23 protein-coding genes are annotated in these 20,293 nt (G+C 54.9%); 8 read left to right on the top strand and 15 right to left on the bottom strand.

The window, feature by feature from the left end:
- Positions 1-2 precede the first annotated feature (2 nt).
- The 4 genes from tusC to fkpA all read right to left on the bottom strand — a co-directional run bounded on the left by tusC (position 3) and on the right by fkpA (position 2,472).
- The gene (gene tusC / locus K2184_RS22115) at positions 3-362 is read right to left on the bottom strand and encodes a sulfurtransferase complex subunit TusC (RefSeq protein ID WP_163525593.1); all 360 of its coding nucleotides are present in this window, start codon (positions 360-362) and stop codon (positions 3-5) included.
- A complete protein-coding gene (tusD, locus tag K2184_RS22110) occupies positions 362-748 on the bottom strand; it encodes a sulfurtransferase complex subunit TusD (RefSeq protein ID WP_064343917.1) in 387 nt (128 codons plus the stop codon). Before tusD ends, tusC begins: the two co-directional genes overlap by 1 nt.
- Positions 748-1,470 (bottom strand): helix-turn-helix transcriptional regulator, encoded by a 723-nt coding sequence (locus K2184_RS22105; protein WP_004106380.1) that lies wholly within the window; start codon positions 1,468-1,470, stop codon positions 748-750. The genes tusD and K2184_RS22105 overlap by 1 nt, the downstream gene beginning before the upstream one ends.
- 165 nt (positions 1,471-1,635) lie before the next feature.
- Positions 1,636-2,472, bottom strand: a complete 837-nt coding sequence (gene fkpA, locus K2184_RS22100) for an FKBP-type peptidyl-prolyl cis-trans isomerase (protein ID WP_004106382.1) — start codon at positions 2,470-2,472, stop codon at positions 1,636-1,638.
- Between the two features lie 222 nt (positions 2,473-2,694).
- Here fkpA and K2184_RS22095 point away from each other — a divergent pair, with 222 nt between their 5' ends.
- Entirely contained in the window at positions 2,695-2,913 is a 219-nt protein-coding gene (locus K2184_RS22095; RefSeq protein WP_004106384.1) for a protein SlyX, read from the top strand.
- A 59-nt stretch (positions 2,914-2,972) separates the two neighbouring features.
- Here the strand turns inward: K2184_RS22095 and slyD are convergent, their stop codons facing one another.
- The 4 genes from slyD to kefG form a co-directional block, all read right to left on the bottom strand.
- The gene (gene slyD, locus K2184_RS22090; protein WP_004106387.1) at positions 2,973-3,560 is read right to left on the bottom strand and encodes a peptidylprolyl isomerase; all 588 of its coding nucleotides are present in this window, start codon (positions 3,558-3,560) and stop codon (positions 2,973-2,975) included.
- A gap of 94 nt (positions 3,561-3,654) precedes the next feature.
- Complete coding sequence (locus tag K2184_RS22085; protein WP_004106389.1) at positions 3,655-3,855, bottom strand: YheV family putative zinc ribbon protein; 201 nt, start codon at positions 3,853-3,855, stop codon at positions 3,655-3,657.
- Between the two features lie 11 nt (positions 3,856-3,866).
- Positions 3,867-5,672 carry a glutathione-regulated potassium-efflux system protein KefB gene (gene kefB, locus K2184_RS22080; RefSeq protein ID WP_004115968.1) on the bottom strand — a complete coding sequence of 602 codons (1,806 nt, stop codon included), beginning with the start codon at positions 5,670-5,672 and terminating at the stop codon, positions 3,867-3,869.
- Positions 5,659-6,222: a glutathione-regulated potassium-efflux system ancillary protein KefG gene (gene kefG, locus K2184_RS22075; protein ID WP_024274771.1), complete on the bottom strand. Its 564-nt coding sequence runs from the start codon at positions 6,220-6,222 to the stop codon at positions 5,659-5,661. Before kefG ends, kefB begins: the two co-directional genes overlap by 14 nt.
- A 172-nt stretch (positions 6,223-6,394) precedes the next feature.
- Between kefG and K2184_RS22070 the strand changes: the two genes are divergently transcribed.
- The 4 genes from K2184_RS22070 to K2184_RS22055 all read left to right on the top strand — a co-directional run bounded on the left by K2184_RS22070 (position 6,395) and on the right by K2184_RS22055 (position 10,610).
- A complete protein-coding gene (locus K2184_RS22070) occupies positions 6,395-8,299 on the top strand; it encodes an ABC transporter ATP-binding protein (RefSeq protein ID WP_163525595.1) in 1,905 nt (634 codons plus the stop codon).
- 192 nt (positions 8,300-8,491) lie between these two features.
- Positions 8,492-9,490, top strand: a complete 999-nt coding sequence (locus K2184_RS22065) for a hydrolase (RefSeq protein ID WP_163525604.1) — start codon at positions 8,492-8,494, stop codon at positions 9,488-9,490.
- Entirely contained in the window at positions 9,487-9,705 is a 219-nt protein-coding gene (locus K2184_RS22060) for a YheU family protein (RefSeq protein WP_004106398.1), read from the top strand. The genes K2184_RS22065 and K2184_RS22060 overlap by 4 nt, the downstream gene beginning before the upstream one ends.
- Positions 9,706-9,740: 35 nt before the next feature.
- A complete protein-coding gene (locus K2184_RS22055; protein ID WP_004106399.1) occupies positions 9,741-10,610 on the top strand; it encodes a phosphoribulokinase in 870 nt (289 codons plus the stop codon).
- 46 nt (positions 10,611-10,656) lie between these two features.
- Here K2184_RS22055 and K2184_RS22050 read toward each other — a convergent pair whose 3' ends face one another.
- Entirely contained in the window at positions 10,657-11,061 is a 405-nt protein-coding gene (locus K2184_RS22050) for an OsmC family protein (RefSeq protein WP_004106401.1), read from the bottom strand.
- A 304-nt stretch (positions 11,062-11,365) separates the two neighbouring features.
- Between K2184_RS22050 and crp the strand changes: the two genes are divergently transcribed.
- Together crp and K2184_RS22040 are read left to right on the top strand one after the other, a co-directional pair.
- The gene (crp, locus tag K2184_RS22045; protein ID WP_000242758.1) at positions 11,366-11,998 is read left to right on the top strand and encodes a cAMP-activated global transcriptional regulator CRP; all 633 of its coding nucleotides are present in this window, start codon (positions 11,366-11,368) and stop codon (positions 11,996-11,998) included.
- A 51-nt stretch (positions 11,999-12,049) separates the two neighbouring features.
- Entirely contained in the window at positions 12,050-14,128 is a 2,079-nt protein-coding gene (locus K2184_RS22040; RefSeq protein ID WP_049127652.1) for a YccS/YhfK family putative transporter, read from the top strand.
- Here K2184_RS22040 and argD read toward each other — a convergent pair.
- The 5 genes from argD to ppiA form a co-directional block, all read right to left on the bottom strand.
- Positions 14,118-15,338: a bifunctional acetylornithine/succinyldiaminopimelate transaminase gene (argD, locus tag K2184_RS22035; RefSeq protein WP_004106406.1), complete on the bottom strand. Its 1,221-nt coding sequence runs from the start codon at positions 15,336-15,338 to the stop codon at positions 14,118-14,120. The genes K2184_RS22040 and argD overlap by 11 nt on opposite strands.
- A gap of 90 nt (positions 15,339-15,428) precedes the next feature.
- Positions 15,429-15,992 (bottom strand): aminodeoxychorismate synthase component 2, encoded by a 564-nt coding sequence (pabA, locus tag K2184_RS22030; RefSeq protein WP_004106408.1) that lies wholly within the window; start codon positions 15,990-15,992, stop codon positions 15,429-15,431.
- A gap of 31 nt (positions 15,993-16,023) precedes the next feature.
- On the bottom strand, positions 16,024-16,626 hold the full coding sequence (locus K2184_RS22025; RefSeq protein WP_004106410.1) for a putative adenosine monophosphate-protein transferase Fic: 603 nt from the start codon (positions 16,624-16,626) through the stop codon (positions 16,024-16,026).
- A complete protein-coding gene (locus K2184_RS22020) occupies positions 16,616-16,783 on the bottom strand; it encodes a YhfG family protein (RefSeq protein ID WP_004106412.1) in 168 nt (55 codons plus the stop codon). Before K2184_RS22020 ends, K2184_RS22025 begins: the two co-directional genes overlap by 11 nt.
- 107 nt (positions 16,784-16,890) lie before the next feature.
- The gene (gene ppiA / locus K2184_RS22015) at positions 16,891-17,460 is read right to left on the bottom strand and encodes a peptidylprolyl isomerase A (protein WP_004854889.1); all 570 of its coding nucleotides are present in this window, start codon (positions 17,458-17,460) and stop codon (positions 16,891-16,893) included.
- A gap of 277 nt (positions 17,461-17,737) precedes the next feature.
- On the opposite strand from ppiA, the gene tsgA reads away from it, so the two are divergent.
- Positions 17,738-18,922, top strand: a complete 1,185-nt coding sequence (gene tsgA / locus K2184_RS22010; RefSeq protein WP_004106415.1) for an MFS transporter TsgA — start codon at positions 17,738-17,740, stop codon at positions 18,920-18,922.
- Here the strand turns inward: tsgA and K2184_RS22005 are convergent.
- Positions 18,919-20,241 carry a cytosine deaminase gene (locus K2184_RS22005; protein WP_004106417.1) on the bottom strand — a complete coding sequence of 441 codons (1,323 nt, stop codon included), beginning with the start codon at positions 20,239-20,241 and terminating at the stop codon, positions 18,919-18,921. The two genes, tsgA and K2184_RS22005, sit on opposite strands and share 4 nt — an antisense overlap.
- Between the last annotated feature and the right edge of the window lie 52 nt (positions 20,242-20,293).

Genomic DNA, 20,293 nt, shown 5'->3' with positions numbered 1-20,293 from the left:
CCTCAGAAACGCAGTATCACGTTAAAATCGTCCAGCCGGGCGCGCAGAGCCTCTGGCTCCAGCCATTTACCGTCCACGACCCACGGCGTGGCGGAAGTCAGGCCGCGCTCGCGCGCTGAAGCCGCGCAAATCCAACACTGTTCAATATCGTATAGCGACAGGAGTTTAAAGGTAGAGATATAATCGCGCGCCAGCACTGCGGCTGGCCGCTGCTCCGGAAGGAGCTGAAATACGCCATCTCCGACGAAGAAGACGCCAATCTCTTCCGTCAGTGCGGATGTAGCCAGCAGGGCATCCAGCCCTTCCCTGCCCGATGCTGAGCCATGGGGTGCGGACGAAAAAATAAAGGCTATGCGTTTCATCAGAACTGCACCATCCGGTCGCAGGTTAAGGCAGCTTCCGCCAACGCACCTAATCCACTCAGCGTAAAGCCCGGCTGCAAATTATGCGCAGGCAAACTCAGCTGCTGCGCCTCCTGTGCATCGGTTATGCCACGTCGTAAAGCTGCGGCTACACAGATATGTAAGGAGACGCCGTGGTCGTCATGTAATGCCTGCCAGGCCCGGACCAGATCAAACTCATCGCTGGCGGGGGCAGTTAGCTGATTCGCATTGTAGACGCCTTCACGATAGAAAAAGATACTGAGCAATTCGTGGCCTTCCTGCAACACGGCTCGGGCAAACTGCAGTGCGCTGCTGGCCTGCTGCGTACCATAAGCCGGCCCCGTCACCGTAATGGCAAAACGCATTATTTATCCAGCCCCTGGAAATCTCCGCTTTTGAACTGACGAATATAGAGATATACCGTGTGCTTAGAGATGTTCAGCCGATCCGCTACCTGATTAATGGCGTCTTTGATATCAAAGATCCCTTTCTCATAGAGGTTCAGAACGATCTGACGATTTTTGGCGTTGTTAGAAACGTTGCGGTCGGCATTCACCTCTTCAATAGTGAACTCAAGCGTCTGTGCAACCAGGTCGTCAACCGATGAAGCAAAGTTGACCTGTGAATTCACTTCTGTCGTTTCTGGCGGAATAAAGGTGCTCATTATTTGCGAGAACGGCACGTCAAGGTTCATGTTGATGCACAGCAGGCCAATAACCCGATGGTCACGGTTGCGGATAGCGATGGTCACTGATTTCATCAGTACGCCGCTTTTGGCGCGAGTAAAATAGCATTTGGAAACGCTGCTATCGGCCCCAGTCATATCGTGCAACATGCGCAACGCAAGGTCGGTAATTGGCGAGCCGATCTGACGGCCGGTATGTTCACCGTTGGCGATACGAATAGCGGAACATTTTAAGTCCTGCAATGAGTGCAGTACGATTTCACAGTGGGAACCGATGAGCATCGCTAACCCGTCCACTACCGCTTCATAGGATTTAAGGATATCGAAGTCGGTCTGGTCAAAAGGACGTTGATCCAGCAAATCAAGCTCGCTGGTCTCGTTGGTTAAAAGCGACCTGGACATGGAAAAAAGCACTCCTTTTCAGGAGCCTGTCGTTATCGTCAGGGCAGGCTCATCATCATTATTAATCTATCTAAAGTAATACAGCGCCTGAGGTTCTTTCCAGTTTTAATTATATCTGCCCTCAATAAAAAAGCCGCCGCCCTGGAGGCGGCGGCTTGAGCCAGATTACTTCTTCGCGTCAGCGGCTGGCGCTTCGGCCGCGGCTTCAGGCTTGGCGTCCGCTTTCGGAGCCGGTTTGATGTCCAACAGCTCTACATCAAATACCAGAGTGGAGTTAGCCGGGATACCCGGTACGCCGGTTTTGCCGTAAGCCAGATCCGGCGGAATGACCAGCTGAATTTTACCGCCTTTCTTGATGTTCTTCAGGCCTTCAGTCCAGCCAGGGATTACGCCGTCCAGACGGAAGGACAGCGGTTCGCCACGGGTGTAAGAGTTATCAAACTCTTTACCATCGATCAGCGTACCTTTGTAGTTAACAACAACGGTATCGCTGTCTTTCGGCGCTTCGCCCGTACCCGCTTTCTCTACTTTGTACAGCAGACCGGAATTCGCTTTTTTCACACCCTGCTTTTTCGCATAGGCATCGCGATAAGCTTTACCTTTTGCCTCATTCTCAGCAGCATCTTTTTCCATTTTCTGCTGAGCAGCGGTTTTTACGCGAGTTTCAAACGCCTGCAGAGTCTGTTCGATCTCCTGATCGGACAGTTTGCTCTTATCGGCAAAAGCGTCCTGAACGCCGGCAATCAGCTGAGCTTTATCTAATTTGATGCCCAGTTTTTCTTGTTCTTTCAGGGAGTTTTCCATGTAACGTCCCAGCGATGCACCCAGCGCATATGCAGATTTCTGATCGTCATTTTTGAATGCCGATTTGCTGTCCGTTGCAGGTGCCGCTTTCGCTTCGGTGGCTGCTTTGGTCACAGTTTCAGCAGCAAAGGTCAGCGGTGCATTCAGGGCGACGGCCATTGTGGTCGCCAGCAGCGTTACTTTAAACAGTGATTTCATCCATTTCTCCAGGGCCGGGGCATCTCACCCCAGGGTTATCATAAAAAACAAAAAACGTACTATAGAACGTTGCAGAACAAATCAACATACAGACGTACCTGAATATCGCCTCATTTCAGACTATTTTTGTATGAATTAGTTTCCTGTCAGGCGTAACGATGCTGCGTGAATGCTGAAACTTCAGTAGAATCCGCCCGCAGGATCAGACAGAAGAGGTTACTCATGCACGATAGCACTTTAGAGACTCGCCTTGCAGAGCTGGAGAGCAGACTGGCGTTTCAGGAAATCACCATTGAAGACCTCAACAAGACCGTCACCGCCCACGAGATAGAAATGGCCAGGATGCGCGAACATATGCGCCTGATGGTGGAAAAGCTGAAAGCTACTCAGCCCTCGCATATGGCTTCACAGGCAGAAGAAACGCCTCCACCGCACTATTAAGACGTAAAAAAAGCGGGTCTCCCCGCTTTTTTCTATTCCAGAACGCTAGCGCGATGGAATTAGTGGCAACCGCAGCCGCCGTTACCGCCGCAGCCGCCTTTGCCATGTTCATGGTCATGGCCGTGACCGTGGCCACCGCAGCAACCGTCATGATCGTGGTCGTGACCGTGATCGTGGCCGTGAGCGCCATGTACATGACCGTGTTCCAGCTCTTCCGCCGTTGCTTCGCGAAGCGCGACAACTTCAACGTTGAACTTCAGATTCTGGCCAGCCAGCATGTGGTTACCGTCAACAACAACGTGTTCGTCACCCACTTCGGTGATTTCTACCGGTACCGGGCCCTGATCGGTTTCCGCGAGGAAGCGCATGCCAACCTGCAGCTCGTCAACGCCCATAAACACGTCTTTAGGAACGCGCTGTACCAGGTTTTCGTCGTACTGGCCGTACGCGTCATTAGCGCCGACTTCTACGTCAAATTTGTCGCCCACTTCGTGACCATCCAGCGCGCTTTCCAGGCCGGAAATCAGGGAACCGTGACCATGCAGGTAGTCCAGCGGCGCGCTTACCGGAGACTCATCAACCAACACACCGTCTTCTGTACGTACCTGATAGGCCAGGCTGACCACCAGGTCTTTTGCTACTTTCATGATATCTCCTGAGCATGGGAAGAATAGTGGCGCAGATTGTAGCGGAATTCTGCAGCCGTGTACCCTTTAGCTTAAAAAAAGCCGCCCGATAACGCTAGTCCGGATGAAAAATGCCTATCACTTGCTCTTCTTTGCGAACATGCTCGCGGACCTCTTTATCCGCCTCTCGCATCTGGTGTCCACACTTAACGCACTCAACTATATCGACATTATTCTCACGCCACATCGCCAGCGAATCCTGAGCCTGGCACGCCGGGCATTTCGCCCCGGCAATAAAACGTTTACGCACAGCCATATCATTTACCTTTATTCAAATTCATCCCAGCCGTCTAACTGTCTGCTCTCTTTTTGCATCTCACGCTGAAAAATTTCCTCCAGCTCGCGCCTGGCTTCCCGCACGCGGGATATCTGCAGAGTATCACTATGAACCGGCATTAACTCACGCAACATTCGCATATCAAGACGCCGAAAATGCAGCTGCGCGCGCTGCGCCTGATGAGGGTGCATGCCTAGCGAGATAAGCGCTTTACGCCCTAGCTCGAGCGCGCTGGAGAAGGTTTCACGAGAAAACTGCGCCACACCCGCCTGCAGCAGTTCATGCGCCTCGACGCGTCCTCGCGCTCGCGCCAGAATATGAAGATGTGGAAAGTGTTGTTGACACATCTCGACCAGCTTCATGGTATCTTCCGGCTCATTGCAGGTAATGACGATCGACTGCGCCTCTTCGGCTCCTGCCGAGCGCAGGAGCTCCAGCTGCGTCGCATCGCCAAAGTAGACCTTATAGCCATATTGGCGCATCAGATTGACCGCGCTGATATCGCGCTCCAGCACCGTAATACGCATTTTGTTAGCCATCAGCAGGCGGCCAATCACCTGACCAAAGCGCCCAAAACCAACGATAATGACCTGCGGTTTATCATCTTCGACCCACGGAGCCTCGCCCTCCTCTTCGGATTGATTGAATCGGCGAGAGAGTATTTTGTCGATTAGCTTCATCAACAGCGGCGTGGTCATCATCGACAATGTCACCGTCACCAGCAGTAGAGCCATTTGATCGTTCTGAAAAAGGCGCATCGAGGCAGGTAATGAGAACAGCACAAAAGCGAATTCTCCCCCCTGGCTCAGCACTCCGGCAAACTGCACCCGTTCTGCGCTACGCAGGCCGTACACCCGCGCAAGGAGATACAGCACGACGCCTTTTACCGACACCAGTATTGCGACGCTGGCCGCTACCCATAGCAGGTGGGTATAGAGCACGCCAAGGTTCAGCGCCATGCCAACGGAAATAAAAAACAGCCCGAGCAGGAGCCCTTTAAAGGGCTCAATAGCGATTTCCAGTTCGTGCCGATACTCACTCTCGGCCAGCAGAACGCCGGCGATAAAGGTCCCCAGCGCCATCGACAAACCGAGCGCATCCATAAATAAAGCCGATGCAAGAACCAGCAGCAGCGTCGCTGCGGTGAAGACCTCCCGCACGCCGGATCCGGCGATAAAACGAAATACCGGCCTCAGCAGAAAACGGCCGCCAACCAGCATCCCGCCAAAGGCCAGGACCTTCATCCCGATGGTGAGCCAATTAAAGTGGTCGTCACCTGAACCGGCAAGCAGGGGCACCACCGCCAGGGCCGGGATAACGGCCAGATCCTGAAACAGCAATACGGAGAATCCCAGTTGCCCGGACTCGCTGCGGCTCATGCCTTTTTCACGCATCAGCTGCAGCGCCATCGCGGTTGAAGACATCGCCAGCCCAAGTCCGCCCACCACCGCAGCGCGCCATGAGAAGTCGCTAAGCATGAGCAAGCCGCCAAGAATGAGCGCGCTGAAAGCGACCTGCGCGGCGCCTACGCCGAAAATTGAGCTTCTTAGCCGCCAGAGCTTGGACGGATTCAGCTCCAGCCCAATAATAAACATCAGAAAGACGACACCTAATTCTGAGAAGTGAAGGATTTCATCAACATCGCTGATAAACCCTAATCCCCAGGGGCCAATGGCGATACCGGCCAGCAGATACCCCAGCACGGCGCCGATACCCAGCCTCGCCGCCAGCGGTACCGCCACCACCGCGGCAAACAGAAATAACACCCCGGCCAGCAGTAAATCAGCTCCCGCCATTTGTACCTCCAGCCGTTACAGGATTAGCCAGCCAGTCGCGGTAGGCACGAGCGCGGCTTTTCAGATCGTCAGGCGATTGCCGCCGCGCCCAGTAGACGATAATCGGGCTTATCCAGTGCATGCGGCACATGCCGGCGGTCAGTTCGAAAGGGCGAAGAATGTCATTTATTGGATAGCGATGGGCATCGCGTCGATAGGCGCTCTCCGGCTCCCCGGTGGTAATCACGCTACGCCAGTACTTTCCCGCCAGCTGGTTCCCTCCCGCCCCGCTGGCAAAACCACGGCTGAGCACCCTATCCAGCCACTCTTTCATCAGCGCCGGACAGCTCCAGGTATAAAGCGGATGCTGAAAAACAATCACCTCATGCTGGCGCAGGAGATCCTGCTCATGGGCGATATCGATAAAAAAATCCGGATAGTGCGCGTAAAGATCGTGCACGGTAACATTCGACAACTGTAAGGCCGGTTCAAGCAAAACCCGGTTGGCCACGGAATCCTGAGATTCTGGGTGGGCATACAGCAGCAAAACCTTCGCTGTCTGAGACATCATTCCCCTCCCGAACGTCTTCTGGCGGCCTGTGCAGCGGCTGCGTCCCGACGCAACCAGAATGACTTTGTGTATCGTCTTCATTTTGGGCTACCATTGCGGCCCGGTTGAGCGATTCGCTCCACACTACATTATCATAATGACAAATTAACATAGTCAGAACATACGGCGCCTTATGATTGTTTTCTCCTCGTTACAAATTCGTCGCGGCGTACGCGTCCTGCTGGACAACGCCAGCGCCACCATCAACCCAGGGCAAAAAGTCGGCCTGGTGGGTAAAAACGGCTGCGGTAAATCCACGCTGCTTTCGCTTTTGAAAAACGAGATTAGCGCCGACGGCGGCTCGATGACTTTTCCCGGTAGCTGGCAGCTGGCCTGGGTTAACCAGGAAACGCCGGCCCTTCCTCAGCCGGCTATAGACTATGTTATTGACGGCGATCGCGAATTCCGCAAGCTGGAGGCGGATTTGCACGCGGCCAACGAACGAAATGACGGACATGCCATTGCGACGGTCCACGGTAAGCTGGATGCCATCGATGCCTGGACCATAAGATCCCGCGCGGCCAGCCTGCTGCACGGCCTCGGTTTCAGCAATGAACAGCTTGAGAGGCCGGTGAGCGACTTTTCCGGCGGCTGGCGCATGCGTCTTAACCTCGCGCAGGCGCTTATTTGCCGTTCCGATCTGCTACTGCTTGATGAACCGACTAACCACCTCGACCTCGACGCGGTAATCTGGCTGGAGAAGTGGCTTAAAAGCTACAGCGGCACGCTGATCCTGATCTCCCACGATCGCGACTTCCTTGACCCAATCGTCGACAAAATTATTCATATCGAACAGCAAACGATGTTCGAATACACCGGCAACTACAGCTCTTTCGAAGTGCAGCGCGCAACCCGCCTTTCTCAACAACAAGCGATGTATGAGAGCCAGCAGCAGCGCGTGGCCCATCTGCAGAGCTATATCGATCGTTTCCGCGCGAAAGCGACCAAAGCCAAGCAGGCGCAAAGCCGTATCAAAATGCTCGAGCGTATGGAGCTCATCGCCCCTGCCCACGTTGATAATCCGTTCCACTTTAGCTTCCGTGCGCCGGAAAGCCTGCCCAATCCACTGCTGAAGATGGAAAAAGTCAGCGCCGGCTATGGCGAGCGCGTCATTCTCGATTCGATCAAGCTGAATCTGGTTCCAGGGTCGCGCATCGGTCTGCTGGGGCGTAACGGAGCGGGTAAATCCACGCTGATTAAGCTGCTGGCCGGCGAGCTACAGCCGCTGCGCGGTGAAATTGGCCTGGCGAAAGGCATCAAGCTTGGCTACTTTGCTCAGCACCAGCTTGAATTCCTGCGCACGGACGAATCCCCGCTCCAGCATCTTGCCCGCCTGGCGCCGCAGGAGCTGGAGCAGAAACTGCGCGACTATCTGGGCGGTTTCGGGTTCCAGAGCGACAAAGTCAACGAAGAGACAAAGCGTTTCTCCGGCGGCGAGAAGGCGCGCCTGGTGCTGGCGCTGATCGTCTGGCAACGCCCTAACCTGCTGCTGCTTGATGAACCGACCAACCACCTCGATCTCGACATGCGCCAGGCGCTAACTGAAGCGTTAATTGATTTTGAAGGCGCCCTGGTGGTGGTCTCCCACGACCGCCATCTGATTCGTTCCACTACCGACGATCTTTATCTGGTGCACGATAGCAAAGTCGAACCTTTCGACGGCGATCTCGAAGACTACCAGCAGTGGTTGAGCGACTCGCAAAAGCTGGAAAGCCAGGCATCGGAAGAACCGAAAGAAAACGGCAACAGCGCCCAGGCGCGTAAAGATCAGAAACGCCGCGAAGCCGAGCTGCGTACGCAAACCCAGCCGCTGCGTAAAGAGATTATCCGTCTGGAAAAAGAGATGGAGAAGCTCAACGCCCAGCTGGCGCAGGCGGAAGAGAAGCTCGGCGACAGCGGCCTGTACGATCAAAGCCGTAAAACAGAGCTTACCGAATGTTTACAGCAGCAGGCCAGCGCAAAGTCCGGCCTCGAAGAGTGTGAAATGGCCTGGCTGGATGCGCAGGAACAGCTGGAGCAGATGCTGCAGGAGGGCTAGCGGCAACATGCGCTACAGCGAGGCGGGGAAACCCGCCTGTTTACCTCTCTCTCCGCGGCTTTTTACACGTAACCTGCCTACCGATTAACCGCAAGACCACATATTGGCTAACCTGCGTACTTCATGCGCGGTATAGTATGGATAAAGATTATTAATTGCTCTGGTGCTATGGTTGATATCACTCCTACAGAAATGACGCCCCCGGAAAACGACTCGCAGCAGTTTCATCCGATGCGCGGCGTAGGCAATCGTCATTTGCAAACCATGTTGCCGCGGCTAATCCGTCGCAAACTCCGTTTCACTCCCCACTGGCAGCGTCTTGAACTGCCGGATGGCGACTTTGTCGATCTGGCCTGGAGTGAAGATCCTTCTCAGGCACGCCATAAACCCAGACTGGTGGTATTTCATGGCCTGGAGGGCAGCCTGCACAGCCCTTACGCACACGGACTTATCCATGCGGCAATGCAGCGCGGCTGGCTGGGCGTGGTGATGCATTTTCGCGGCTGTAGCGGCGAACCCAACCGAAATAACCGCATCTACCATTCGGGCGAAACGGAAGACGGCTCCTGGTTTCTGCGCTGGCTCCAGCGCGAATACGGTTCGGCACCGACCGCAGCGGTAGGTTATTCGCTCGGGGGCAATATGCTGGGCTGCCTGCTGGCAAAAGAAGGCTACGACATTCCGGTCGATGCCGCGGTAATCGTCTCGGCTCCGTTTATGCTGGAAGCCTGTAGCTATCATATGGATAAAGGTTTCTCACGGGTTTATCAGCGCTATTTGCTTAATCTGCTAAAAGCCAACGCCGCACGTAAGCTAAAAGCCTATCCTGGCTCTCTGCCCGTCGATTTACGTCAGCTAAAAAGCATGCGCCGTATCCGCGAATTTGACGACAGCATCACCGCGAGGATCCACGGTTTTGCCGATGCGCTGGACTATTATCGCCAGTGCAGCGCCATGCCGCGCTTAAGCGATATCACGAAGCCCACGCTGATTATTCACGCAAAAGACGACCCTTTTATGGACCATCACTCGATACCGCCGCAGGAACAATTGCCAGCGAATGTCGAGTATCAGCTGACGGAGCACGGCGGGCACGTTGGGTTCGTCGGCGGTACCTTGCGTAAGCCAGAGATGTGGCTTGAAAGACGTATTCCGGATTGGCTAACCCGCTGGTTAGGAGGAAAATTATGATCATACCCTGGCAAGAGCTCGCTCCCGAAACGCTGGATAGCCTGATCGAAAGTTTTGTCTTGCGCGAAGGCACCGATTATGGTGAACATGAACGTTCGCTGGTTGATAAAGTCTCTGATGTAAAACAGCAGCTAAAAAGCGGAGAGGCCGTGCTGGTATGGTCAGAGCTGCACGAGACGGTCAACATCATGCCCCGCAAGCAGTTTCACGGCTAAGGCGGCACACACTATCGTTTATCCAGGGAGTTGTTATGTCTGCCAAACATCCGGTGATTGCCGTCACGGGCTCCAGCGGCGCGGGTACCACAACCACCAGCCTCGCTTTCCGCAAAATCTTCGCCCAGCTGAATCTGCATGCCGCTGAAGTCGAAGGGGATAGCTTTCACCGCTACACCCGCCCGGAAATGGACATGGCGATCCGCAAAGCGCGGGATCAGGGCAAACATATCAGCTACTTCGGCCCAGAGGCCAACGACTTTGGCCTGCTGGAACAGACGTTTTCTGAGTATGGGCTAAGCGGCAAAGGCCAGTCGCGCAAGTATTTGCATACCTATGACGAAGCCGTGCCGTGGAACCAAGTTCCGGGGACCTTCACGCCCTGGCAGCCGCTGCCCGAGCCGACTGACGTCCTGTTTTACGAAGGCCTGCACGGCGGCGTCGTGACGCCGCAGCACAACGTCGCAAACCATGTCGACCTTCTGGTCGGCGTGGTGCCCATCGTTAATCTTGAGTGGATCCAGAAGCTTATCCGCGACACCAGTGAACGCGGCCACTCTCGGGAGGCGGTGATGGACTCGGTGGTCCGCTCGATGGAGGACTACATCAACTTTATCACCCCGCAGTTTTCGCGCACCCATCTCAACTTCCAGCGCGTCCCCACGGTGGATACGTCCAATCCCTTTGCGGCCAAAGCCATCCCTTCCCTGGATGAAAGCTTCGTGGTGATTCATTTCCGCAACCTGAAAAATATCGATTTTCCGTGGCTTCTGGCGATGCTTCAGGGTTCGTTTATCTCACATATGAACACGCTGGTGGTACCGGGCGGAAAAATGGGGCTGGCGATGGAGCTGATTATGGCGCCGCTGGTTGAACGGCTGATGGAAGGCAAGAAAATAAGCTAGCTGCGATCGCCCCGGCGGCAACATAACCTACCGGGGTCGGTTCCGTTTATCCTTCGATCACTTCATAAGAGTGAGTAATGTTTACCGCCTTCTCAAGCATCAGCGCCACCGAGCAGTATTTTTCCGCCGACAGGTCAACGGCGCGGGAAACGGCCGCGTCTTTTAACTCCTTACCGGTCACGATAAAGTGCAGATTGATATGGGTAAACAGACGCGGCGCCTCTTCGCGACGCTCCGAGGTCAGCTTAACTTCGCAGTTGGTGACGTTATGACGCCCCTTCTGCAAAATGGAAACCACGTCAATCGCGCTGCACCCGCCTGCCGCCATCAGCACCATTTCCATCGGGCTGGGCGCTTTATCCCCGGAATTACCGTCCATCAGAATCTGGTGGCCAGAAGCCGACTCACCGATGAAGGTTAACCCTTCAACCCACTTCACTCGCGCTTGCATAAATTTAACTCCAGGGCTGTAATTTTCCTGACAGATTACGCGTAGATAACAATTCTCGCAACGGAAGGCGACCTGGGTCATGCTGAAGCGAGACACCAGGAGACATGCGGCGAAAGCTATGCTAAAACAGTCTGGATGCTACAGTAATACATTGATGTACTGCATGTATGCAGAGGAGTTCACATTACAGGCTGCAGAACACTTTCAGCCGGATTCCCAGGTATAGGGATTCAATACGATTGCATGCCCGGATGCCGTGTAGTGTCGGCACCCGGAGATAGCTTATAACAGAGGATAACCGCGCATGGTGCTTGGCAAACCGCAAACAGACCCTACCCTTGAATGGTTCTTGTCTCATTGCCACATTCATAAGTACCCATCAAAGAGCACGCTGATCCACCAGGGTGAAAAAGCAGAAACGTTGTACTACATCGTTAAGGGCTCCGTGGCTGTACTCATCAAGGATGAAGAAGGTAAAGAGATGATCCTCTCTTACCTCAACCAGGGCGATTTCATCGGTGAATTAGGCCTGTTTGAAGAAGGTCAGGAGCGTAGCGCCTGGGTACGTGCGAAAACCGCATGTGAAGTGGCCGAAATCTCCTACAAAAAATTCCGTCAGCTGATCCAGGTTAACCCGGATATCCTGATGCGTCTCTCTTCGCAGATGGCGCGCCGTCTGCAGGTTACGTCGGAAAAAGTGGGCAACCTCGCTTTCCTCGACGTGACTGGCCGTATCGCCCAGACGCTGCTGAACCTGGCAAAACAGCCGGATGCGATGACCCACCCGGACGGTATGCAAATTAAAATTACCCGCCAGGAAATCGGTCAGATTGTCGGATGCTCTCGCGAAACCGTTGGCCGCATCCTGAAAATGCTGGAAGATCAAAACCTGATCTCGGCACACGGTAAAACTATCGTCGTCTACGGTACCCGTTAAGTCGGTAAAACGGCGTATTGCCTGACAATACGCCGTTTTTGTTTTCCCCTCATGTGGCGCAGGCTGATTTACCACCCGGAAGTCAACTATGCACTGCGGCAAACGCTGGTGTTGTGTCTGCCGGTTGCGATAGGGCTTCTGTTCGGTCATCTACAGCAGGGGCTGCTGTTTTCTCTTGTTCCCGCCTGCTGCAACGTTGCCGGGCTGGATACACCGCATAAGCGTTTCTTTAAACGCCTGATTATCGGCGGCTGCCTGTTTGCCGGCAGTAGCCTGATCGTTCAACTCCTTCTGCAGCGAGAAATACCTTTGCCGCTGATCCTCACGGGTCTGGCGCTCATCCTCGGCGTCACGGCCGAAATCAGCTCTCTGCACGCAAGGCTGCTGCCCGCCTCGCTTATCGCGGCTATATTTACGCTCAGTCTCGCGGGCAACATGCCGATCTGGGAGCCGCTGCTGATCTACGCGCTCGGGACGTTATGGTATGGCGTTTTTAACTGGGTCTGGTTCTGGCTATGGCGCGAACAGCCGCTGCGCGAATCCTTAAGTCTGCTGTATCGCGAGCTGGCCAATTATTGCGAGGCCAAATACAGTCTGCTCACCCAGCATACGGACCCCTCAACATCGTTGCCGCCGCTGCTTAATCGACAGCAAAAGGTGGTAGATCTGATAACCCAGTGCTATCAGCAGATGCATATGTTGGCGGCCAACCAGCGCAGCGATCATAAACGCCTGCTGCGCGCATTCCAGGTTGGACTGGACCTGCAGGAGCATATTTCCGTCAGCCTTCATCAGCCGGAAGAGGTGCAAAAACTGGTGGAGCGCAGCCATGCGGAAGCGGTGATTCGCTGGAACGCGCAAACCGTTGCCGCCCGCCTGCGGGTGCTGGCGGACGATCTCCTTTACCATCGTTATCCTCAGCGCTTTCAGATGGATAAACAGATCGGTGCGCTGGAAAAAATCGCCTGGCAGCATCCCGATAACCCGGTCGGGCAGTTTTGCGCCTGGCATTTCAGCCGTATTGCCCGGGTTCTGCGCACCCAGCGGCCGCTGTACGCGCGTAACCTGATGGCGGATAAAACCCGTCGCCTGCCGCTGCTGCCTGCCCTGAAAAACTATCTGTCGCTTAAGTCGCCGGCCTTACGAAATGCGGCGCGTATCAGCGTGATGCTGAGCGTCGCCAGCCTGATGGGCAGCGCGCTAAACCTGCCAAAACCCTACTGGATCCTGATGACGGTTCTGTTCGTGACGCAAAACGGCTACGGCGCCACCCGAGTACGCATCGTCCACCGGGCTGCAGGAACCATTGCCGGGCTGGTCATTGCCGGACTGACGCTGCACTTTCACGTCCCTGAAGGCTATACGCTGACCGCGATGCTCTTTATCACGCTGTTAAGCTATCTGATTATCCGCAAGAACTACGGCTGGGCGATGGTCGGATTTACGGTAACGGCAGTGTATACCCTGCAGCTACTCACCCTGAACGGCGAACAGTTTATCGTTGCCAGGCTGATTGATACGCTGATTGGCTGCCTGATCGCCTTCGGGGGTATGGTCTGGCTATGGCCGCAATGGCAAAGCGGCCTGCTGCGCAAAAATGCCCACGATGCGCTGGAAGCCGATCAGGATGCTATCAGGCTGATCCTCAGCGACGACCATCAGGCCCCGGCGCTGGCCTATCAGCGAATGCGCGTCAACCAGGCGCATAACGCGCTGTTTAACTCGCTGAATCAGGCAATGCAGGAACCCGGTTTTAACTCGCACTATCTGGAAGATATGAAGCTGTGGGTTACCCACAGCCAGTTTATTGTCGAGCATATCAACGCCATGACCACCCTGGCGCGCGAGCACAATATGCTCACGCCAGATCTGGCGCAACGTTATCTGGAGTCCTGCGAGATTGCGCTCCAGCGCTGCCAGCAGCGGCTGGATTCCGATGGGCCGGGCAGCGCAGGGGATGTGAATATCATGGAGGCGCAGGATGCGGAGGTTCCTCGCGGCCCGCTCAGTACAATGGAGCAGCATCTGCAGCGCATCCTCGGGCATCTGAACACCATGCACACGATTTCATCGGTGGCATGGCGTCAGCGTCCGCATCATGGCATCTGGCTGCGCGCCACTAAGCGCTGAGCACCCGCTCAACAGCCTGGGCAAAGCGCGTCATGCCTTCAGCAATATCGCTATCATCAATCACCAGCGACGGTACAAAGCGCATCACGTCCGGTCCGGCATTGAGCACCATGACACCAGCCTCTGCGGCGGCGTAGAGGAAATCGCGCGCCTTCCCGTGATACTGCGGCTTAAGCTCGGCGCCGATAAGCAGCCCCATGCCGCGGATATCGCTGAACAGATCGAACCGCGCGTCAATTTGCTGAAGGTGCTCAACAAACAGCTCGCGCTTCGCGGTGACGCCGTCCAGCACTTCCGGTGTGTTAATCAGATCGAACGCCGCTCCGCCCACCGCGCAGGCCAGTGGGTTACCGCCGTAGGTCGATCCATGAGAACCGGCGTGGAACGCGCTGGCGATGTCATGGGTGGTCAGCATCGCGCTGATTGGGAAACCGCCGCCCAGCGCCTTGGCGCTGGTCAGAATATCCGGCGTCACGCCATAGTGCATATAAGCAAACAGCGAGCCCGTGCGCCCCATACCGCACTGAACTTCATCAAAGACCAGCAAAGCCTGATGCTGGTCGCACAGATCGCGCAAGCCTTGCAGAAATTCCGGCGTCGCTGCGGTCACGCCGCCTTCTCCCTGAATCGGCTCGACCACCACCGCGCAGGTATGATCGTCCATCACGGCTTTCACCGCGTGTAAATCGTTAAACGGCACGTGAACGATATCGGCCGGTTTAGGCCCAAAACCATCGGAATATTTCGGCTGCCCGCCAACGGAGACGGTAAACAGCGATCGACCGTGGAATGCGTTATGGAAGGCAATAATTTTGGTTTTGTACGGACTATGGCGAGTGACGGTATAGTGGCGCGCCAGCTTAAAAGCCGTTTCGTTGGCTTCGGTTCCGGAGTTCATAAACACGACGCGATCGGCGAACGTCGCATCAACCAGCTTACGCCCCAGGCGCAGGGCCGGTTCGTTGGTAAAAACGTTGCTGGTATGCCACAGCTTTTCACCCTGTTCATGGAGTGCCGCCACCAGCGCCGGATGGCAATGTCCGAGCGCAGTCACGGCAATACCCCCGGCGAAATCAACGTACTCTTTCCCCTGCTGATCCCATACCCGGCTTCCTTTGCCCTTCACCGGAATAAATTCCGCCGGTGCATAAATTGGCAAAATAACCTCATCGAATGTCGCGCGGGTGATCGCCGGTTGTTCAGTTGCCATGTCGTGCCCATCCCTCTTCGTTATGCGATAGTGATTATGATAATCTAATCACAAAATATGCATAAAAAATCAACCCATGGCAACTACAAATCACCGATTGAAGAAGTTTGCCAGCAGCTGGTGGCCCTGTTCGCTGAGAATGCTCTCCGGATGAAATTGCACGCCCTCAAGGTCGAATTCGCGGTGGCGAATGCCCATGATCTCACCCTCCTCGCTGCGAGCGGTCACCTCAAAGCATTCAGGCAGCGTTAGCGGGTCAATCAGCAGGGAGTGGTAGCGGGTCACGGTTAGCGGATTATTGAGGCCACGAAATACCCCCTGGCCACGATGGCTAATGGGGGACGTTTTCCCGTGCATGACTTTGGCCGCCCGCACGATCGCGGCGCCGAAAACCTGGGCTATCGCCTGGTGGCCCAGGCAAACGCCTAAGATTGGCGTCTTGCCGGAGAAGTGGCGAATAACCGCCAGCGAAATCCCGGACTCATTCGGCGTGCAGGGCCCCGGCGAAATAACGATTTTCGCGGGCGCCAGCGCAACAATTTCCGCTAACGTCAGCTCGTCATTACGCCTGACCTGCACTTCTGCCCCAAGTTCGCAGAAATACTGGTACAGATTCCAGGTAAAAGAATCGTAGTTATCGATAAGCAGGATCATAGCGGCTCCGGGAACAAAGAACCGCGCTATTCTACTCAGTTTCCGCAGCTTCGCTTACCACTTTACGAAATATCGTCTGCAGTGGAGAAAGGTCGCCCATTGCGCCACTCTGGTTGGCCTGGTTCCATACATCGACGGCAATATCACGCCAGTCCAGCGTATAGCCAGCATGAATAGCCAGTTGTTCAAAGAAAATGCGTTGCGCCAGGCCGTTGCCGATTCGGAAAGGATGCAGGACGTTAATTTCGCAGTAGTAATGAGCGAGACGTTCAATGAATTTATCCTGAGCAAGCCCCACCAGATAGCCTTCCTCTTCCAGGGCCTGAAAGAGCGTGTTCCCCTCTTTTTCGATATAGGCGAAATGGCAGAAACGGGTGTCGCCCTGATAGATATCCACTTCACGCAGTTGTCCCGCCCAGTCGAAAATATCCTGATAGAGCTGGCGATGAATCGCGCAGAGATGAGGCAAGCCGCGCACCAGTGGCCCGAGTTCGATGGTTGCCGCGCGTAGCGCGGTCAGCTCCCACGCCGCCTGCTCAAGGCGCTGTGCCTGGCGGATACCTAAGCGGTTACGCATGACCTGCAGACCGGAGTAAAGATAAGGATCCCGGCCCTCACCAAATTTATCGCTCATAGTGGCTCCTTAACGCCGCAATACGCGCCAGGGCTTCTTCGGGAGTAAGGTTGATTAGCGGAATATCGACGCCCTCCAGCCGCCGGCTGGCCTGAAAATTCACGTTGCGTCGATCCTCCCAGAGTCGGGATTTCTGTTTTTCGGTGAGCTTTTTCATTTAACACCTCCCTGACATGTCCGCAGTAGCCACAAGTATAAGCGGCAAAAAGCGATTTCGCAGGGAAGCGGGGAATGCGCGGGTGAGCGTTACCCGCGCAATTAAGATTACGGCAGTACTTTTGCGGAAAGAATAACGATAGGTTTGGACGGAACATTTTGATACGGCCCAACGTTGTGAGTCGGCACCTGAGAAATTTTATCCGCGACGTCCATGCCTTTGACTACTTTACCAAACACCGCATAGCCGAAATCACGCTGGCCATGATCGAGGAAGGCGTTATCCGCAATATTGATAAAGAACTGGCTGGTGGCGCTGTCCTGATCGGCAGTACGCGCCATGGCGATGGTGCCGCGCGTGTTGCGCAGACCGTTGTCGGCTTCATTTTTAATCGGCGGATTAGGCTGTTTCTGCTGCATCTGTTCGTTAAAGCCGCCGCCCTGCACCATAAAGCCCGGGATCACACGGTGAAAAGTGGTGTTGTTATAAAAACCGCTGTTCACGTACTTGAGGAAGTTATCAACCGAGATGGGCGCTTTCTGGCTATTCAGCTCAAGCTCAATATTGCCCGCAGACGTGGTCAGCAACACATGAGGATCCCCCTTTGCCGCCATGGCCGGGGAAAATGCTGAAATGGCGAAAACGGCAGCCACCGCCGCGAGAGTTGATTTGAGCATGGAAATTCCTTAACGGAGCAGAATAAAAACCGAGTGCTTTGATTCTAAAGAGCCTTTGCATCCTGGGCTAGCCTTTTACCTAATTTTACTTAGCTGAAACACTTGTAACGATGGGCCAGGCGCTCCGCCAAATAATCAAATGTGATACAAGTCACACTAACAATTGCAAAAAACTATAAATTTCAGAATAAACGTTTGCTTGAATCACGCTAACGCATAAAATCTGTCCGCCCGGCGCAGAGTCAACGCGCTTTACATTTCTATTCACAGGCCTGTCATGACTAACAGCAATCGTATCAAGCTCACATGGATCAGCTTCTTCTCCTACGCCCTGACCGGCGCGTTGGTGATTGTCACCGGGATGGTGATGGGAAACATCGCAGATTATTTTCATCTGCCCGTCTCCAGCATGAGCAACACCTTTACCTTTCTTAATGCCGGTATCCTGATCTCTATCTTCCTGAACGCTTGGCTGATGGAAATTGTTCCGCTGAAAACGCAACTGCGCTTTGGCTTTATCCTGATGATTCTGGCCGTCGCCGGTTTGATGTTCAGCCATAGCCTGGCGCTGTTTTCCGCCTCGATGTTCGTGCTTGGGCTGGTCAGCGGGATCACCATGTCGATTGGTACCTTCTTGATTACCCATATGTACGAAGGTCGTCAGCGCGGCGCGCGGCTGCTGTTCACCGACTCCTTCTTCAGCATGGCGGGGATGATCTTCCCGATGCTGGCCGCCTATCTGCTGGCGCGCAGCATCGAATGGTACTGGGTTTATGCCTGCATCGGCCTGGTCTACGTCGCTATTTTCATTCTGACCTTCGGCTGTGAATTCCCGGTCCTGGGCAAAAAAGCCCTGCAGGATAGCCAGCCGGTCGTGAAAGAAAAATGGGGTATCGGCGTGCTGTTTCTCTCCATCGCCGCCCTGTGCTACATCCTCGGCCAGTTGGGTTTCATCTCCTGGGTACCGGAATACGCCAAAGGCCTGGGCATGAGCCTTGGCGATGCGGGTAAGCTGGTAAGCGATTTCTGGATGTCGTACATGATCGGCATGTGGTCATTCAGCTTCATCCTGCGCTTCTTTGACCTGCAGCGTATTCTGACCGTGCTGGCGGGCGTGGCGACGGTGCTGATGTATCTGTTTATTAACGGTTCGCCGGAGCATATGCCGTGGTTTATTCTCACCCTCGGCTTCTTCTCCAGCGCCATCTATACGTCGATCATCACCCTGGGGTCACTGCAAACTAAAGTGTCGTCGCCGAAGCTGGTGAACTTCATTCTGACCTGCGGCACCGTGGGTACCATGCTGACTTTCGTCGTTACCGGCCCTATCGTTGCCGCCAGCGGACCGCTGGCAGCGCTGCATACCGCTAACGGCCTCTATGCCGTGGTCTTTGTGATGTGTCTGATCCTCGGCTTCGTCTCCCGCCACCGCCAGAACAACGCGGCAGCGGAATCGCACTAAGCCTCAGGCCCCTTTGTTCCGGCAAAGGGGCTATTTCGGGTAAAGAACAGCTCCTCCCCGCCCCGATCCATCTGTACCCAGGTTTGCGCCAGCTGCGTGGTAGCGATAACTCTCCCCTGGCGAATTGACCAACGAACCGGAACCTGACAACGCACAGCCTCAAACCCGTTTTCCGCAGGGAGAATCACCAGATTCGCCGTGTTCCCCGTCGCAATACCGTAATCGCTCAGGCCAAACGTTCGCGCGCTATTTTCCGTCACCAGCTTGAGTCCATCGTTAATCTGCTGATAGCCCATCATCTGACAAACGTGCAGCCCCATGTGCAGCACCTGCAGCATGTTGCCGGTTCCCAGCGGATACCAGGGATCAAAGACATCGTCATGGCCAAAGCAGACGTTAATGCCCGCCGCCATCAGCTCCTTCACGCGCGTGATGCCGCGGCGTTTCGGATAGTCGTCAAACCGTCCCTGAAGGTGAATATTGACCAGCGGGTTAGCCACGAAGTTAATGCCGGACAGTTTCAGCAAACGAAAAAGACGTGATGTATAAGCGCCATTGTAGGAGTGCATCGCGGTGGTATGGCTGGCGGTCACTCTCGGCCCAATCCCCTCTTTTAACGCCAGGGCCGCCACGGTCTCAACGAATCGCGACTGTTCATCATCGATTTCATCACAGTGGATATCTAAAGGCCGCTGATACTTTTTCGCCAGACGAAAAGCGATGTGCAGGGACTCCACGCCATATTCGCGAGTGAATTCAAAATGCGGGATGGCGCCCACCACATCGGCGCCCAGCCGCAGGGCTTCTTCCAGCAGAGCCTCACCATTGGGATAGGATAAAATCCCCTCTTGTGGGAAGGCGACAATCTGCAAATCTACCCACGGCGCGACTTCCTGCTTCACCTCCAGCATGGCTTTGAGCGCGGTCAGCGTCGGATCGGAAACGTCGACGTGGGTGCGCACAAACTGAATACCGTTGGCAATTTGCCATTTCAACGTCTTCCAGGCGCGGGCTTTCACGTCTTCATGGCTCAACAGCGCCTTACGCTCCGCCCATCGCTCAATCCCTTCAAACAGGGTACCGGACTGATTCCAGTTCGGCTCGCCGGCGGTCTGGGTCGTATCGAGGTGAATATGCGGTTCAATAAAAGGGGGGATGGCCAGCCCGCCGCGCGCATTCAGCACTTCAAAATTCTCTTTGCGCGCCTCCCCCATAGGGGTGATATCCCCGAAGCGCCCCTTGTCTATCGCTATCTGCCATAACCCTTCGCGATCGGGCAGACGAACGTTCTCAATTAACCAAAGCGGCGCTGCTGTCATATCGATGACTCCCGTAATTGTTGCTGAAATTTTACTCAACCCGCCGTGGGTA

Origin of the sequence: Klebsiella sp. K5-306 (assembly GCF_051835185.1) — a bacterium.
GTDB lineage: Bacteria > Pseudomonadota > Gammaproteobacteria > Enterobacterales > Enterobacteriaceae > Klebsiella > Klebsiella oxytoca.
This window is presented reverse-complemented; position numbering and strand designations above follow the sequence as displayed.